General features: G+C 58.8%; 14 protein-coding genes. 3 read left to right on the top strand and 11 right to left on the bottom strand.

Features of this window, described 5'->3' with window-relative positions:
- Positions 1-123: 123 nt before the first annotated feature.
- On the bottom strand, positions 124-1,011 hold the full coding sequence (locus Q1A52_RS11270) for an AraC family transcriptional regulator (RefSeq protein ID WP_300015041.1): 888 nt from the start codon (positions 1,009-1,011) through the stop codon (positions 124-126).
- A 292-nt stretch (positions 1,012-1,303) separates the two neighbouring features.
- Here Q1A52_RS11270 and Q1A52_RS11265 point away from each other — a divergent pair, with 292 nt between their 5' ends.
- A complete protein-coding gene (locus tag Q1A52_RS11265) occupies positions 1,304-2,296 on the top strand; it encodes an aldo/keto reductase (RefSeq protein WP_300015038.1) in 993 nt (330 codons plus the stop codon).
- A 161-nt stretch (positions 2,297-2,457) separates the two neighbouring features.
- Here Q1A52_RS11265 and Q1A52_RS11260 read toward each other — a convergent pair whose 3' ends face one another.
- The 10 genes from Q1A52_RS11260 to pqqA all read right to left on the bottom strand — a co-directional run bounded on the left by Q1A52_RS11260 (position 2,458) and on the right by pqqA (position 11,507).
- The gene (locus Q1A52_RS11260; RefSeq protein WP_300015035.1) at positions 2,458-3,633 is read right to left on the bottom strand and encodes a DUF2254 domain-containing protein; all 1,176 of its coding nucleotides are present in this window, start codon (positions 3,631-3,633) and stop codon (positions 2,458-2,460) included.
- Positions 3,634-3,772: 139 nt separating this feature from the next.
- Entirely contained in the window at positions 3,773-4,846 is a 1,074-nt protein-coding gene (locus Q1A52_RS11255; protein WP_300015032.1) for an AI-2E family transporter, read from the bottom strand.
- Between the two features lie 115 nt (positions 4,847-4,961).
- Complete coding sequence (locus tag Q1A52_RS11250; protein WP_300017274.1) at positions 4,962-5,402, bottom strand: CreA family protein; 441 nt, start codon at positions 5,400-5,402, stop codon at positions 4,962-4,964.
- 272 nt (positions 5,403-5,674) lie between these two features.
- Positions 5,675-7,189, bottom strand: a complete 1,515-nt coding sequence (locus Q1A52_RS11245; protein WP_300015029.1) for a D-Ala-D-Ala carboxypeptidase family metallohydrolase — start codon at positions 7,187-7,189, stop codon at positions 5,675-5,677.
- Between the two features lie 12 nt (positions 7,190-7,201).
- Entirely contained in the window at positions 7,202-8,149 is a 948-nt protein-coding gene (locus Q1A52_RS11240) for a hypothetical protein (RefSeq protein ID WP_300015026.1), read from the bottom strand.
- A gap of 250 nt (positions 8,150-8,399) precedes the next feature.
- Entirely contained in the window at positions 8,400-9,479 is a 1,080-nt protein-coding gene (gene pqqE / locus Q1A52_RS11235; RefSeq protein ID WP_300015023.1) for a pyrroloquinoline quinone biosynthesis protein PqqE, read from the bottom strand.
- The gene (gene pqqD, locus Q1A52_RS11230) at positions 9,476-9,751 is read right to left on the bottom strand and encodes a pyrroloquinoline quinone biosynthesis peptide chaperone PqqD (protein ID WP_300015020.1); all 276 of its coding nucleotides are present in this window, start codon (positions 9,749-9,751) and stop codon (positions 9,476-9,478) included. Before pqqD ends, pqqE begins: the two co-directional genes overlap by 4 nt.
- Positions 9,751-10,491: a pyrroloquinoline-quinone synthase PqqC gene (gene pqqC, locus Q1A52_RS11225; RefSeq protein WP_300015017.1), complete on the bottom strand. Its 741-nt coding sequence runs from the start codon at positions 10,489-10,491 to the stop codon at positions 9,751-9,753. Before pqqC ends, pqqD begins: the two co-directional genes overlap by 1 nt.
- Complete coding sequence (gene pqqB, locus Q1A52_RS11220) at positions 10,488-11,378, bottom strand: pyrroloquinoline quinone biosynthesis protein PqqB (protein WP_300015014.1); 891 nt, start codon at positions 11,376-11,378, stop codon at positions 10,488-10,490. The genes pqqC and pqqB overlap by 4 nt, the downstream gene beginning before the upstream one ends.
- A 21-nt stretch (positions 11,379-11,399) precedes the next feature.
- Positions 11,400-11,507 (bottom strand): pyrroloquinoline quinone precursor peptide PqqA, encoded by a 108-nt coding sequence (pqqA, locus tag Q1A52_RS11215; protein ID WP_299783579.1) that lies wholly within the window; start codon positions 11,505-11,507, stop codon positions 11,400-11,402.
- 166 nt (positions 11,508-11,673) lie between these two features.
- Between pqqA and Q1A52_RS11210 the strand changes: the two genes are divergently transcribed.
- Complete coding sequence (locus Q1A52_RS11210; RefSeq protein ID WP_300015011.1) at positions 11,674-13,785, top strand: 4Fe-4S binding protein; 2,112 nt, start codon at positions 11,674-11,676, stop codon at positions 13,783-13,785.
- Positions 13,782-14,660, top strand: a complete 879-nt coding sequence (locus Q1A52_RS11205; protein ID WP_300015008.1) for an FAD:protein FMN transferase — start codon at positions 13,782-13,784, stop codon at positions 14,658-14,660. The genes Q1A52_RS11210 and Q1A52_RS11205 overlap by 4 nt, the downstream gene beginning before the upstream one ends.
- The last annotated feature ends 82 nt before the right edge of the window (positions 14,661-14,742 follow it).

The following is a 14,742-nucleotide window of genomic DNA, read 5'->3' as shown; positions in this document are numbered from 1 at the left end:
CTCCCATATTCATTCAGGTGCGAGCGTGTTGCCCGGTGACATGAGAGATACGGCCTGCCAGTGCCGATTAATTGAACCGGGCAACTCGGTTTTTGAACGATGCTGCTTTTTGTAGAAAACTACTCAGGCAGATTGAGACGCGCGATATTGGCGCGGCGTCTGACCAATTACCTGTTTGAAGCTGCGCGAAAAGTGCGCCTGATCTGCAAAGCCGCATGTAAGTGCGATATCACCCAGGGCACGGGCAGGGTCCGCCATCATCCTGATCGCTTGTTCAACCCGGTAAGCGAGGACGTATTGCATGGGCGTCGATCCGAGCGTCTCCTTGAAGACACGGCTGAAGTGAGACGGGCTCATACCCGCCTCGCGCGCCAGGTCATCGACCGAGATCGACTGGTCCAACCTGTCCCTGATCATGGCCAGGACCCGGTTGTAATGCGCCGATGTAAACCGAGCCGTCAGCGCGACCTCTTCAGGACGTCTCTTTCCATATCGCTGGAGAAGTTTGACCAGCAGCACCCGGCTCATGGCTTCGAACATGACGCCGGAAGACATGTCGTCGTTTTCCAAGGCATCGCGCAACATCACACCGGCAGCGCAGAGATCAGCGTCTGAAAACTGCGGCAGATCACGAAACTGCTGCACATGGAGCAGCAGGCCCATTTCCGTCTGTGCAAAGCGTTCCACTTTCACTGGATCAATGGTGACAACAATCACGTCGGATTTGTCAAACCAGCGCCAGCCGGATCGCATGCCGGCCGGGGTCACGATGATATCGTTCTTGTAGAATGTGAAATCCCGCATCTCACCGTCCCGCCGGTTCTGGACCCGGTGCGGTTCGTCCTTGAGGTTCAGCAACACATGGTGTTCGGCAAATACTTCTTCCGGCATGCTATCCGGCTCTGCCTGAAAATATCGCACGGACATCAGGGAAGCTGCCGATGTGTGCTCCAGATCGTCGCTGTTCAGCAACGGCAAAGACGGATAAATTTCCTCGTATCTGCGGGGCATGATCAGGATCCTTCCTCCATGAAAACTAGCATGCCGCCCGAAAACGGCCAGCCGGGGTCGGACAAATCGATGCCCCATGCCTTGGTGTCTCAGACTGCGATATCGTCGCTACCGGGAGGACGGATCGGCTGACTGCAATTTATGGGATTCATCGCTGCTCTTCCAAGAGAGGCCGTGACGGCCACTCTGCGCGTCTTTCTTTCAAAAATGGAAGGATCATTCCAAAGCATTTCATAGGTGTTTTTCCTGTCCTGTGGCTAACTCTTTTTGAAGCCGCCAAAGGAGTTCCAAAATGATGTTTCTCGATCAGAAAATTGCACCGCTAGGCATGGGCTGCTGGCCCATCGGTGGGCCGATGTTCTCAGGCGATCAGCCGCTGGGGTACACCAATTCCGATGACGCGGAATCGCTGCGCGCGATTCACGCAGCGCTTGATGGTGGCATCCAGCTTTTTGATACAGCCGCAGCCTATGGGGCAGGACACGCAGAGCGGCTGCTTGCACGCGGATTAAAAGGCCACCGCGAAGCCATGGTGGTCACCAAGGTTGGTATCACCATCGATGAAGCCACCAAACAGCTGACATTTGAAGACGCCACACCTGAGGCGATCCAGCCTGCCATTGACCAATGCCTGTCCCGGCTGGACCGCGACCGGATTGACCTCATGCTGCTGCATCAAAACGGTCTTTCGGTGGCCCAAGCCGAAGTCGTTTTCGACGAAATGGAAAAAGCCTGCGATGCGGGCAAGATCAGGGCGTACGGCTGGAGCACCGATTTCGCGGATAGCGCCACTGCTTTCGCACAGCGACCCAACTTCACCGCCGTTCAACATGCGATGAATGTCCTGCTGGACGCCCCGCGTATGCAGAACGTCGCGCGAAACCATGGCTTGACTGCCCTTATCCGCTCACCGCTGGCAATGGGATTGTTGAGCGGCAAGTATGGTGCGACCTCAAAAATCCCGTCGGATGACATTCGCGGCACGGACAATCTGATGGTGAAGTATTTCGATGGTGCGCGTCCGAACCCTGAATTCCTCGAACCGTTTGAGGCCATCCGCGATTTGCTGACGACAGATGGGCGCAGTTTGATACAAGGCGCGATCTGCTGGCTCTGGGCCAAAGGCGAGATGAATATCCCAATCCCAGGCGCGCGCACTGCCGAGCAGATCCAAGGCATCACCGGAGCGCTGCAACACCCCCCGCTTCCCAGCCATGTGATGGAAGAGATCGAAACCGTGTTGAGACCTGATCCCGACAGTACCCATGCAGACAAGGAACGGTAGTTTCCCCGCGCCTCCTGGCATCGCAGCCCTGGAGGTTGTCACAAGGCTTGCGTCCAGTGTCACGGTATCCACCCCGAGTTCAGTTGGTCTTTGGGAATGGCGGGATGGTAACAACGGCACGCGCGGGGGCGACTGCATGACGCCCCATCGCCAGACTGGCCCTAAAGACCTTTGTTCAGGTCGCTTACCCTCAATTTGTAGTGCCCATGCGCCAAATGATCCGTCTCGCAATAGGGCTGAGAGGCCAGAAAACTGCGCTTGAAAAGATCGTCATACGTGAGGCGCGGGCCCAAAACGTACTTGCCCGCGCCGTCTTTGCCCAACCCGTCCCCGTGGTGCTTTGCCGTCTTCAGCGCGTTGTGCATCCAGTTCAGACAGTTGATTGCCGTAAAGGGGTCGTTCACCCCCGGCGACAAGGCGCGGGCCAGCATTTCCACCAGTTGATCCACCAGAAACAACACATTCTGATGTTCTGTACGGCTGACACCTAGGGCGTAGGCTTCACAAAGCTCCGTATAGTGCTCATCCGACAGACCGCCTTCGGTCCAAACGGTCAGTGCGGGTGTAAAGGGGGTCACGAAATCACCGGGCAGTTTTTCGATCCTGATCTGTAAATCTTTTTCGCGCATCAGGTCTTCGATCAGGTCATAATTTAGCGTCTGGATATAGCCCGCTGATCCCAGCATGATCTGATGGTCCGGCGGGCGGTCCGGGTAGTTGATCTCAGGGCGCTCTTCCAATGCGGCTTCGGCTTCGATGATGTTGACGATCTCGGTCTCCAGCCGCCGCCCCAGCGAGGCCGTTATGTTGGAGACGTTGATGGTTTCCGGCACGTGGTGCACAAAATAGATCATGGTGAAGACGGCAATGATGCAGCCCAGCATGGCCACCAGCATTGAATACTGCGGGACAAAAGCGTCCACGCCCGCCGCCTCGGACGGGTCCTGAACCGCACGCAGGATGGAGAGCGCATAAGCGAAGGTTGCGATCAGAATACCAAGGCTGATCTGATTGCCCCGGTCCCGCATGAAGTTGCCGATCAGACGCGGGCCGTAGTTCCCTGCAGCGAAGGACACTGCAACGATTGTCATCGAAAACATCACACCGGTCACACCGATGACAGCTGTGGATATGGTGGACAGGGTGCTGCGGGCGCCATCAACCTGCGTATTCACAAAGGGGTCCGGCAATCGAAAGGGCAACAGCTCGGTGTGGCGGTCGATCCACTCTGTTGCGTGTGCAAGGCCCAACGCGGCGAGAACGAGGGCTGCCGGGATAAACCAGTAGCTGGCACGCATATCCTGTGCCAGTTTGAGCAGGAGCGCGCGTTTTCTCATGTTGCATCTTTCCTCTGCCGACCCATTTCCCCATCCCCTGAAGCTGCACCGCACTGGGCCAGACCCGGCCGGAGATCAGGACCCGAAGGACACACCAGCCTGTCTCGACCGGTTTGCACAAGTGGCGAAGTCAAGTGCTTCACGGCGACTGTCTTCTGGTATTGTCGGCAGCCCCCAGAAAACTGCCTATGACATTCAGGCGGTCGACCTTGTCACAGACAACCTTGAACACGAGCAAAAACGGCACGGCCACCAACGCCCCGGCGACGCCCCAGAGCCAGGCCCACAAAACGACGGTCAGAAAGACCGCCACGATGTTCAACTCCAATCGTTTACCGATCAGGTAAGGCGTCACGAACTGCGCCTCTATCGACGTCAAAGCCTGGTACACAATTGGTGCCAGCAGCGCGTAGGACAGGCTGTCGAAGAAGATCACCGAATGGACAGCCACCAGCACGGTGCCAATGACGCCACCCAGAATTGGCAGATAGTTGAGCAGGAAGGCGGCAATGCCCCAGATGTAGGCGTATTCAAGCCCCACCAGCCAGAGCGCCGCGAAAACGGCCAGACCCAGCCCCGCATTGATCACCGTGATCGTCAGCAGATAGCCGGACACCCGCCTTTCAATGTCGTAGACGGTTGAGAGAGCCTTTTTTTTCTCGCTGAGCTTTGGAAAGGCCTGCACCAGCTTGACATAAAAGAGATCACCAGAGGCCAGCAGGAACAGCGCAAGGATAAGTGCAACGCCGATAGACGTGGCGCTACTGGCAACCACGGTGACAGCGGAATTCAGCAGACCCGGCTGTTGAACGACAACCTCCTGCGGACCATCCGCTGGCGCCGCTGTCATCTCTTCCACTTGAGATGACGCATCCTTTACCGCCTCAATGGCCTCCTGCACGCCGCTCAGTTTGTGCTGGAGCTCTCTTGCGATGTTGGGGGCGTCATCGGTCCATGACCGAACCGTCCCACCGGCAAAGTAAGCGGCTGAACCAATGGACGCCGTCGCCATGAGGATCAGAAAGGCCGCGGAGAGCCCCGCGGGCAGGCCTTTACGCTGCAGGAACCTGTTGATGGGACTGAGTGTCAGCGCAAAGAGAAACCCCAGCATGATCGGCAGGATTAGATCGCGGGCAAAATAAGCAACTACGAAGATGGCAATCGTCGTGAGGGTGTTGGCACTTCGTCGCAGGGCTTTGATATCTTCGTTCATCTATCGATCCACTGAATCGCCGCAGAAACCTGTAGACCCCGGCCCCTGCGGTTCCTGGTATTTTGGGTCGGACCACGCATCAGCAACGCCCTTACACATCGCCGTCAGAAGCGCCCTATTTCTGGAATAGCGGCACCGTCGAGATTGACATCTTGGCCGATCCATTCTGCACCTCGCGCGCATGCGCAACATAAATCAACGTTTGATTTTCGTCATCAAAAATACGTTTTACGCTCAACGACTTCCAGATGATCGACCTCCGTTCTGAAAAAATGCTCTCCCCCTCGTCCGACCGATCGATGTCTCCAATTGCAATAGGACCGGTCTGGCGGCACGCAATCGAAGAGTTGGACGGATCTTCGAACCAATTGCCCTTCTGAAGACGGTCGATCAGGCCGCGCTCAAAATACGCAACATGACACGTGACACCTTCGACCTCCGGGTCCGCAAAGGCCTCGATCACGATATCATTGCCAAGCCAATCCACATCGACATTGCCGACTTTTTCTGCCGCAACAGGCTCGGCGATCACGAACAAAGCCACAATTCCTGGCAGGAGGTGGGGAAACCGCGACCCTCTGTCGTTCAGGATCATCTCAGGCCAAAGAACGACAAGACAGCCAAAATGACGACGATGAGGCCAACGATGTAGATAATGCGGTTCATGATGTTTCCCTGTTTGTGGCGTCTGGCGCACGACGTCGTGCCGCGCATCCAGCGCTCTCCCAAGCAAACACTTGAGGCTCCGCATGGTTCCCCGATTTCTCCCCCAAGATTGATTTATCCGGTCGGCTGACTGTCGTGAATTGCGGTAAGGGGCGCGCGTGCTTAAGCGCCACGCTCGTCCCAGGTTGCCCGATGGCCTCTGGTATCCACGTGGACAAAGCTGTTGTATATCCCGATGCCGCCTTCGAAAAACCCGTTCTGCCGCAGCTCCTGCGCAACATCCGCCCAATCCCCGGAGTTGCCATGTCCGCCATCGATCACCCGAAAATCCGCAGCGTCAAAAGCCATGTGCCGACTGCTGCTGGCCCCGTTGATCGAGCCATTATAGGCAGGGCTGCGATAGACGCTGTTGAGGCTGATGCGACCACCGATACGGTCCCGTATCTCATCCAAGACGCGCACCAATGGCACAACGCTTCCATAAAGATCTGAAGGCGGGTCGGTGTTGTTCTGGTGTGTCGCGTTGGAAGCGCCCTTGAACAGGAATTCGTCCCAATTGAAATGACGCACATCTGACAGCGAGTCCTGCCAGAAGGCCTCGAACGGATGACCCGCCACAGCAGCCGCATCCCGGTTGATATCGTCACCTGTCTCCAGCGGATCATCGGCTTCCACATCGGCGAACTGGTTGGACACCAGCTTGATCCGACCATCATTGGACAGTTGCCGCAACAGGGCCCCGACTCCGCATTGCTGTGTCACTGCATTGGCATCAAACACGTGATCGGCAATGAACTTGCCGCGACGGTAGATGGTGGAAAACCCCCACAGATAGGGTGACGGAACGCTGCGCGACCGGTAGCCAAACCCATTGTATCTTTCGAACCGAAAGAGCGCACGCGGCAGGGACCAGTCAGCTTCCTGATCGAACCCTTTCAGGCGCAATGCATCTGTCGCACTTTCCTCGAATGTGAAAGGCGGCGTGCCGATTTCCGGCTTACCCCCCGGAACACGCGAAGTCCGTGCACCCAAGGGATCACCATTGTGCAGATGGGCCTCGAAATTGTAGGTCGATTCCATCTGGTGTAGCCCTGCGACGAACCACCACGGGATGCCTAACGGTGTCCCGATGGTCTGGTATCGGGCGCGATTGTCATAGGCGGTCTGCGCCATCTTCCTGACCTTCGGCACATGGCTTGGGCGAATACCGGCCCCGTTGAAAAACCTCACATATTCATCCGCAAGATCGGCGTAGTTGCTTGAATCGATTGGTACCTGATCATTCAAAATATCTCCGGGCGCCAATGCGGGTGTCGTTGCCCCGTCGATGGCCTCCGCGTCACTGCCAGGGTCAGGCGCGCTGGGATCATCGGCTGGATCGCTTCGCCCGGCGTCGTGCAACTCCGCGTGTAGCCGCCCCATTTCAGCGCGCATATCGCCAATCGCCGGCGAGGCCGAAAACCCGACCGTGCGCGTCAGATGTTCGATATGGCCGATGATCCGCCCGATCACGTCCAGCATGGCCACCGAATTGTCGCGCAGGTTCTTGAGCGCAGCCAGCCGCATGGCCTCTTCCGCCTCGGTCCACAGCTTTTCGACCAAATCAAGTTCTTCGTGAGATTGCGCCTGTGACGCGAGTTTTATGAAATGATCTTCATCGTATCTGAATTCCGGCATCTCATGCTCCGATCAACGATCTTTATCTCTGAGGTCTTTCAAATCAGTCAGGACGCTCTCCAGCAAAATGCGGGTCTCCGTCGCCCTGCGTACAAATTCAGTGCTTCTTTCAACGGAATTGACGGTCTCCAACGTGATCGCTTGGCGTAGCGACACCAGCGTCTTGTCGGACCGGTCGAGTAGCTTCACGTAGTCGGTCAGGGCGTTTTCAAAAAGGATCGCCTTGGCCGCGTTGCCTTCGGGACTGCGCAGCGCGTCGAGCTTGCGCTGCAAGCGTGCCTGCTCTTCGGTCTTGCCGTCCAGACGGGCTCGGTTCAAGGCAATCGATGTCTGCCTCACCGAACCGACAAATTGCGAAACATACACGGCGTAAAGCGCGGGCGTATCGTCGATCATGAGACCGATCAGCGACCGGATATCCGGCTCTAGTTTCAGGACTGAACGGGATGCGGCATTCTGCGTGGCGGCGGTGACAAGCCGTTCAGCAATATTGGTCACGCCTGCAATGGGCAGTTCGGCAAGAACGACGCCAGTCCCGGTAAAAAGTGCTGTCACCGCCGTGTTCACCGCGCCCAACTCCTTGCCGCGCTGCGCAATCACCGATGCAGGCCTGCCAGCGGAGACATCGAGCAGGATTTCGGAATAGGTTTCCAGAACCGCCAATGCCAGACGGCGAACTTGAATATCGGGATGCTCATCAATACGCACCCCTTCCTCGCCCAAGGCAAATTCGACCCGGAAACACGGGCGGTACCCCTGCGCATTGCGCTCGCAAGAGGTGGCTTTTGGCCCGCCATCCGTGACCAACACCGCCGACACCTCGTCGAGGATCAGGTCACCAGCCGCCTTGGTGTTCGATACGCTGTCCGCGTAGGCGGCGAGTTCATTTTTGGGCAGTACAGCGCAGGCAGAAAGAAAAAGAGCCGCGACAAATACGTAAATAATTCGGGGGCTACCCACAATAGTCCTCCAGCTAAAAATGACCGGAAAAAATAAAAATAATTAAAATATTAACAGCTATTAAAGCGCATGGAGGTGTGATCTGGCAAGGGTTTCGTTTATCGCGACGCACCCTGCAGTTGTGTGATCCCATGCAACCGGGAAGTGCGGAGACAAACCCAAAGCGCTGTTTTCAAAAGAATTTCAGGTTTACGACAGGGAGAAGGACCTTGCTTTTGAGACACGCGAAGGCGAACCATTCGCAGGGTCGTCAGAGCCTACGATAGATGAAATCGGGCACATCGACAGTGCCCACTTCCTGCACCAAAAGCGCATCCAGCGCCGCGCGGCCCGGGGACTTTCGGCACACCGGATCGGTCGCCGAAGGATCGCCCAGAACCGCCATCGCCTGACAGCGGCAACCGCCAAAATCAATATCGCGTCGTTCGCAGCTTTGGCACAGGTCCGGCAGCCAATCCGTCCCGCGATAGGCATTGAACGCCGGGCTATCATACCAGATGTCACGCAGAGGCTGCTCCGTCACCCGCGCAAAGATGAGGCCCGGAATGGTCTCCGCCGCATGGCAGGGCAGAACAGTTCCGTCCGGCGTGATATTGACCCCGGTCGAGCCCCAGCCGTTCATGCAGGCCTTGGGGAAATCGGAATAATAATCGGGGGGCACAAAATCGATGACCAGCGTGCCGCGCAGCCGTTCCGCCGCGGCGCGCACGATCCGCTTGGCCGCGTCCACCTGATCGCGGCTCGGCTGCAGCGCTGCCCGGTTGCTCAGCGCCCAGCCCTGGAACTGCACGCAGGCCACCTCGATCCGGCGCGCGCCCAGACGGACAGCCATCTCGATCGTGGCCTCCAGATCGTCGAGATTTTCCCTGTGCATCACCGCATTCAGAGTCAGCGGAAAACCCATTTGCGCGATGTGATCCGCCACATGCATCTTGCGGTCGAACCCGCCCTTGTAGCCACCGATCCGGTCGGCGATCCGGGCATTCACGCCCTGGACCGACAGTTGGATATGGTCGAGACCTGCATCCTCCAGCGCCTGCAGACGTCTTGGCGTCAGGCCGATCCCGGAGGTGATCAGATTGGTGTAGAGCCCCGCATCCCGTGCTGCAGCGACAAGTTCGACAATATCCGTGCGCGATGCCGGCTCCCCGCCCGAAAGGTGCAGTTGCAACACCCCAAGACCTGCGGCTTGTTCAAAAATATCCGCCCATTGGTCGGTGGACAGCTCCCGATCCTTGGCCGTCAATTCCTGCGGGTTGGAGCAATAGGGGCACGCCAGTGGGCAGCGGTGCGTCAACTCGGCAAGCATGGCGAGCGGCGCGTTGGTCATGTCCTGACGTCCAGCAAGCGCTTGTCCGCGAGGTCGCCCAGATAGGCGATCACATCCGCCATAATCTCGGATTTCTCCGCATCATAGAGCCCGGCTAGCGTATCGGAAATCTGATCGATGCTCGCCTGCCCATCTACATGATCCAGCACCGCGCAACCGATCTGGTCCAGCATCAACACCCGCTCCGGGCCCAACAGCACCGGGGTATCACGCACCTGGTCGAAATGTCGACGCACCCCGCGCGGCAGAGAGGGGACATCCGCAGGTCCCATCACAACAAACCTTCGCCCGGTTGCCAGGCCCCGGGCGGAATGCGACCCGGGTCGACATAGGCAGAATGGAGCGCATCCAGCTGCGACCACAGCACCTCGGTCTTGAAGATGAGCGCATTTGCGGCGGCATCCTGATCCCTTTGCGTGACCGCATGATCCAGCACCCAGCCCAAACCAAAGGCCACATCGCGTGGGGCTTCGTTCAACCGGTGCTGGAAATAGGAAATCGTCTCGGCATTCGCGAAGTCATAGTGTTCCAGCAGCCCCGCAATACGATCCTTGTGGATTTTCGGGGCAAAGAGTTCGGTGAGCGAGGAGGCCACCGCAGGCAACATCGGCTCGTCCCGCACGAACCGGACATAGGCATCGACGGCAAAGCGCGTGGCGGGCAGCACGCCCTGCGCCGAGGACACATAGTCGGGGTCCAGCCCGACACCCTCGGCCAGCTTCAGCCAGCGGTGAATGCCGCCTGTGCCCGCTTCGGTGCCGTCATGGTCTTCGATCCGCCGCCGCCAACTACGCCGCAACGCGGGATCGCTCACGCGGGACAGAAAGGCCGCATCCTTCATCGGGATGCGGGACTGGTAATAATAACGGTTGATCACCCAGGCGCGCACCTGATCCGGCGTGCAGCCCCCTGAATGCAGCAGGTGATGGAACGGGTGCTTGTCGTGATACCGTTCCTCTCCAATCTGGCGCAGACGCGCCTCAAACGCGGCACGATCAGGGGCTTGGGTCACAGCGATATCTCCATCCCGTCATGGGCAATCTCCCATCCGGCGGCGGTCACAGCGGCCCGTTCGGCGCTGTCCGGTTGCAGAATGGGGTTGGTGTTGTTGATGTGCACGAACATCTTGCGCGCCTCCAGACCGGCGAGCCGCGCAATCGACCCCTCCGGACCGTTGAGCGCGATATGCCCCATGCGTGCGCCAGTTTTTTGCCCGGTGCCGGTGCGCGCCATATCATCGTTTTCCCAGACCGTGCCGTCAAAGAGCAGGAAATCCACGCCCGCCAGCCGGTCAAGCAACCAATCCGGCACCGTCGCGCAGCCGGGCACATAGGCCGCGCGCCGACCTCCCGTTTCCAGCAGCAGCCCCACGGTCTGCTCTCCCACCGCTTCAAGATCCAACGCGGCCTCGTCTTCCAGGAACAAAGCAACCTTGCCCGGCACCGCAAAGGGCGTGATCCGCAGGCCTGGCACCGGTTCGAAAGGCGTATCCAGATGGATGGTCTCGCGCCCAACGAGATCAGCATCCAGCACGTTGAAAACAGAATTGCTCGACGTGATCTCCATGCCTGCCGATGTGGCGTAAAGCGTAAAAGCGGTCTTTTCGCGCAATGTCAGGAGCCCGGCGATGTGGTCGATATCGCCATTGGTCAGCACGACCGCCCCGATTGGCGTATGCCGCAGCGATTTGGGATGCAGCTGCGGGGTTCGCAGCAGCTGTGCAGAGATATCCGGGGAGGCGTTCAGGACCGCCCAGGTCTCGCCATCCGCCGAAACCGCAATCGACGACTGCGTCATCACGGGCAGCTTGCCCGCCCGCGCATCCGCGCAATTCCGGCACCCACAATTCCATTGGGGCAGCCCACCACCGGCGGCTGCCCCAAGAACAACAATCTTCATAATGTTGAATCAGCGGATGATTCAGATCACGTCGCGGTCGCCGCCACGCTCATCATCTTCGCCGGGGCCGTACATGTTGATTTCCATGCCACACTTGATTTCCCGGGCCTTCGGTTTGCTCCAAGCCATATCATTCCTCCTCTGAATGTCTCCAATAGCTAACATATAAAGGTCTGATCGGAAAATGCGACCTTTGGATGAGGTCACGCCCTTATGTGCTTTACCCAAACATCGGGAGAAGGATCATACCTTAGTCCCATAGGACAGGTGCCTGCGCGAGCCTAGGATCATCCCCATGACAGGGAGAGAGACTGCAGCTGTACGCGCACTAGGGGCGTTAACGGCCTTGATTTTCTGGGCGGTCTCCACCGTGCAGGGAACAGCCGAGCCTTTGTCCCGTGAGGCCCTGGAACCCCGCATCGCTCCGCCCATGTCGCTGGGTGAGCAGATCAGCGACACCGGTGTCTGGCAGCTTCTGAACTCGGGGGGCGCGGAAGTCGGCTACGTGTTTGAAACGGAACCGATGGCACCGTTACCGGGGTTTTCGGGCGCGCCGATCAATCTGCTGGTGGTGCTTGATCTGGACGGTCGATTCCTGGATGTGAAACTCCTGTCGCATAACGAACCGATCTTTGTCTCCGGCCTTGGACAGGCGCCGTTTCACAAGTTCTTCGAGCAATATCGCGGGCATTCGATCACCGACAGCCTTGTGGTTGGCACACCTTACGGATCGGGCGGCGATGGATCGGCACTGGTCTATCTGGACGGGGTGACCAAAGCGACGGCCAGCGTCCGCATCGCTCATGAAAGCGTACTGGCCGCCACCCTGCAGGTGGCCCGCGAAAAGATGGGCGGTATTGCCACCGGCCCACCCGCCTATCCGGACCAGGAGTACACCGAAGACCTCACATGGGACGATCTGGTAACGCAAGGCATCGCCGTGCGCCGGATTGTCAGCAATGCCGAGGTGGACGCGGCCTTCGCAGGTACCCTGTGGGAAGACGACGACCCAGAGGCCACCGATTACCCCGACGAGACCTATCTGGACCTTTGGGTGATCGACATCGGGCCGCATTCCATTGCCCGCGCGGTTCTGTCCGACGACAGCCTCGCCGAGTTGGAACAGTTCATGTCGATCTCCACAATGGACGAGCCCGTTCTGGTCGTGGAAACAGCACGGCACGGCCTGATCACGGATGACTTCGTGCGCAACACAGCCCCCGACCTGATCAGCGCGGAACAGGGTGGGTTCCCAATCGCCTTTCGCGACGCCGATATCTACGTGGAGATGCAGGACACCGTGCCCGAAGACATCCGCGACGGCACCGCCCTGATCCTTCGCACGGACCGGCGGTTGGGCTTTGACCCAACGGCCGAATGGCAGCTGCAGATCAAGGCCTTGCGTGAACACGGCGTCTTTCAACCGGAAATCGGGTCGGTGACGTTCGAGGTCCCCTATCAGGCCCCCGAACGGTTCTTTGCCCGTCAAGAGGTGGTCAAACCGGCCCCGCCCTGGGTGGATGCCCTGCGCAACCGCGCCACTGACCTGATCGTGCTGGGGGTTTTCCTGACCGGCCTGCTGCTGCTGTTGGGCCTCTCGCTCAACAGGCTGGCGGCGCACCCGCAGTTCACCCCGATCCGCCTCGCCATTCTGGCCTTCATGACCGGCTTCATCGGCTGGTGGGGTCAGGGGCAGCTCTCCATTGCCACACCGCTTGCCGTGCTTCGAACGACATTTGAAGGCGGCAGCTATGCCTTCCTGCTCTACGACCCTTTCTCGCTGGTGCTCTGGGCCGTCACGATCATCGGTTTTGTCCTTTGGGGGCGCGGTCTCTTTTGCGGCTGGCTCTGCCCGTTCGGCGCAATGCAGGAGTTCACCGCCCATCTGGGGCGTCTGCTCCGCCTGCCGCAGATCGAACCGAATGCCCTCTGGGATGACCGTCTGAAACTCCTGAAATACGTCGTGCTCGCGGGTCTCGTCGTGCTCCTGTTCACAGCCCCTGCCCGGCTGGACAAAGCCATTGAGGTTGAACCCTTTAAGACCGCCGTCACGACCTTTTTCATCCGCGAATGGTACTACGTCGCCTACGCCGTTGGCCTGCTGTTCCTGTCCATGGTGCTGTTCAAAGGGTTCTGTCGGTATCTCTGCCCGCTCGGCGCGGTGATGGCCATTGGTGGGCTGATCCGGGGTCGCGACTGGATTGCCCGACGCACCGAATGCGGCACACCCTGCCAGCTTTGCCGCGTCAAATGCAGCTACGGCGCCATCAAGAAGACCGGCGAGATCCAGTATTCCGAATGTTTCCAATGCCTCGACTGCGTCACCATCCACGACGACGAACGTCAATGCGTACCACTCGTGCTCGCGGGCAAAGGCCGCAGCCTGCAAAAGGTGGCCGCCGAATGATCCTGAGCAGACGTCGCTTTCTGACCATTTCTGCGGGGTTCGCCTGCGCACCGGGGTTTGCGCAAGCCCATACTTGGCAAGGGCGTGCTTTTGGCGCGGATGTGTCAATTACCCTGCGCGGTTCCAAAGCGCAAACCATAGTGGCACTGCGGAAGGCGCGTGCGCAGATTGCCGAGATCGAGAAACTCTTCAGCCTCCACGATCCCGCCTCTGCCCTGTCACAGCTGAATACCACGGGCGCGTTGCACAGCCCGGATTCCCGCTTTGTGGCGTTGATGCAGGCTGCAGATCACGCCTTCACAGTGACCGATGGGCTTTTCGACCCAACCGTGCAAACCCTCTGGCATGCCATCGCTGCGGGTGAAGACATTGACGTGGCGCAAAGGGCCGTCGGCTGGCACAAGGTGCGGTTCGACGCTCAAAAGATCACACTCGGCACCGGTCAGGCTCTGACGTTCAACGGCATCGCCCAGGGCTTTGCCACAGATGAAATCACCCAGACACTGAAGGCACACGGACTGCAGAACGTGCTGGTGAACATCGGGGAATACCGAGCCATCGGCGGCCCATGGCGTCTAGGGCTCGGCGATCCGACATGGGGACATCTGGGCACACGTACGGTAACGGATACGGCGATCGCCACTTCAAGCCCAGGTGCGATGTCCCTTGGCCGTGCAGATCATATCCTGCACCCTGCCGCCCAACCGCAATGGTCAACGGTCTCGGTTGAAGCGACGACAGCGACATTGGCGGACAGCCTGTCCACGGCGCTGGTGCTGGCACCGCTTGATCAAATCACCACCATCAAGCAAGCGTCACGCGATTTGGGTCGCATAACGTTGGTGTCCGGTCAGGGCGAGGTGACTACAATCTAGAGTTGTTCAGCCCTGCCGTTTTGTGGCAGGGCTTTTTGTGTCGCGGGCCTTTTACCCTGCGTTTTGCGTTGCGCGTTTTGTC

It is taken from the genome of uncultured Roseobacter sp., from assembly GCF_947488185.1.
Taxonomy (GTDB): Bacteria; Pseudomonadota; Alphaproteobacteria; order Rhodobacterales; family Rhodobacteraceae; genus Roseobacter.
Note: the sequence above shows the minus strand (reverse complement) of the source record. Positions and strands in the feature narration are given on the sequence as shown.

Excerpts from the sequence above, each read along its gene's own strand:
- Q1A52_RS11260 (WP_300015035.1), bottom strand. The coding sequence starts at position 3,633 with ATGAGAAAACGCGCGCTCCTGCTCAAACTGGCACAGGATATGCGTGCC.
- pqqD (WP_300015020.1), bottom strand. The coding sequence starts at position 9,751 with ATGGGACCTGCGGATGTCCCCTCTCTGCCGCGCGGGGTGCGTCGACAT.
- Q1A52_RS11210 (WP_300015011.1), top strand. The coding sequence starts at position 11,674 with ATGACAGGGAGAGAGACTGCAGCTGTACGCGCACTAGGGGCGTTAACG.
- Q1A52_RS11270 (WP_300015041.1), bottom strand. The coding sequence starts at position 1,011 with ATGCCCCGCAGATACGAGGAAATTTATCCGTCTTTGCCGTTGCTGAAC.
- Q1A52_RS11245 (WP_300015029.1), bottom strand. The coding sequence starts at position 7,189 with ATGCCGGAATTCAGATACGATGAAGATCATTTCATAAAACTCGCGTCA.
- pqqE (WP_300015023.1), bottom strand. The coding sequence starts at position 9,479 with ATGACCAACGCGCCGCTCGCCATGCTTGCCGAGTTGACGCACCGCTGC.
- Q1A52_RS11265 (WP_300015038.1), top strand. The coding sequence starts at position 1,304 with ATGATGTTTCTCGATCAGAAAATTGCACCGCTAGGCATGGGCTGCTGG.
- Q1A52_RS11205 (WP_300015008.1), top strand. The coding sequence starts at position 13,782 with ATGATCCTGAGCAGACGTCGCTTTCTGACCATTTCTGCGGGGTTCGCC.
- pqqB (WP_300015014.1), bottom strand. The coding sequence starts at position 11,378 with ATGAAGATTGTTGTTCTTGGGGCAGCCGCCGGTGGTGGGCTGCCCCAA.
- pqqA (WP_299783579.1), bottom strand. The coding sequence starts at position 11,507 with ATGGCTTGGAGCAAACCGAAGGCCCGGGAAATCAAGTGTGGCATGGAA.
- Q1A52_RS11255 (WP_300015032.1), bottom strand. The coding sequence starts at position 4,846 with ATGAACGAAGATATCAAAGCCCTGCGACGAAGTGCCAACACCCTCACG.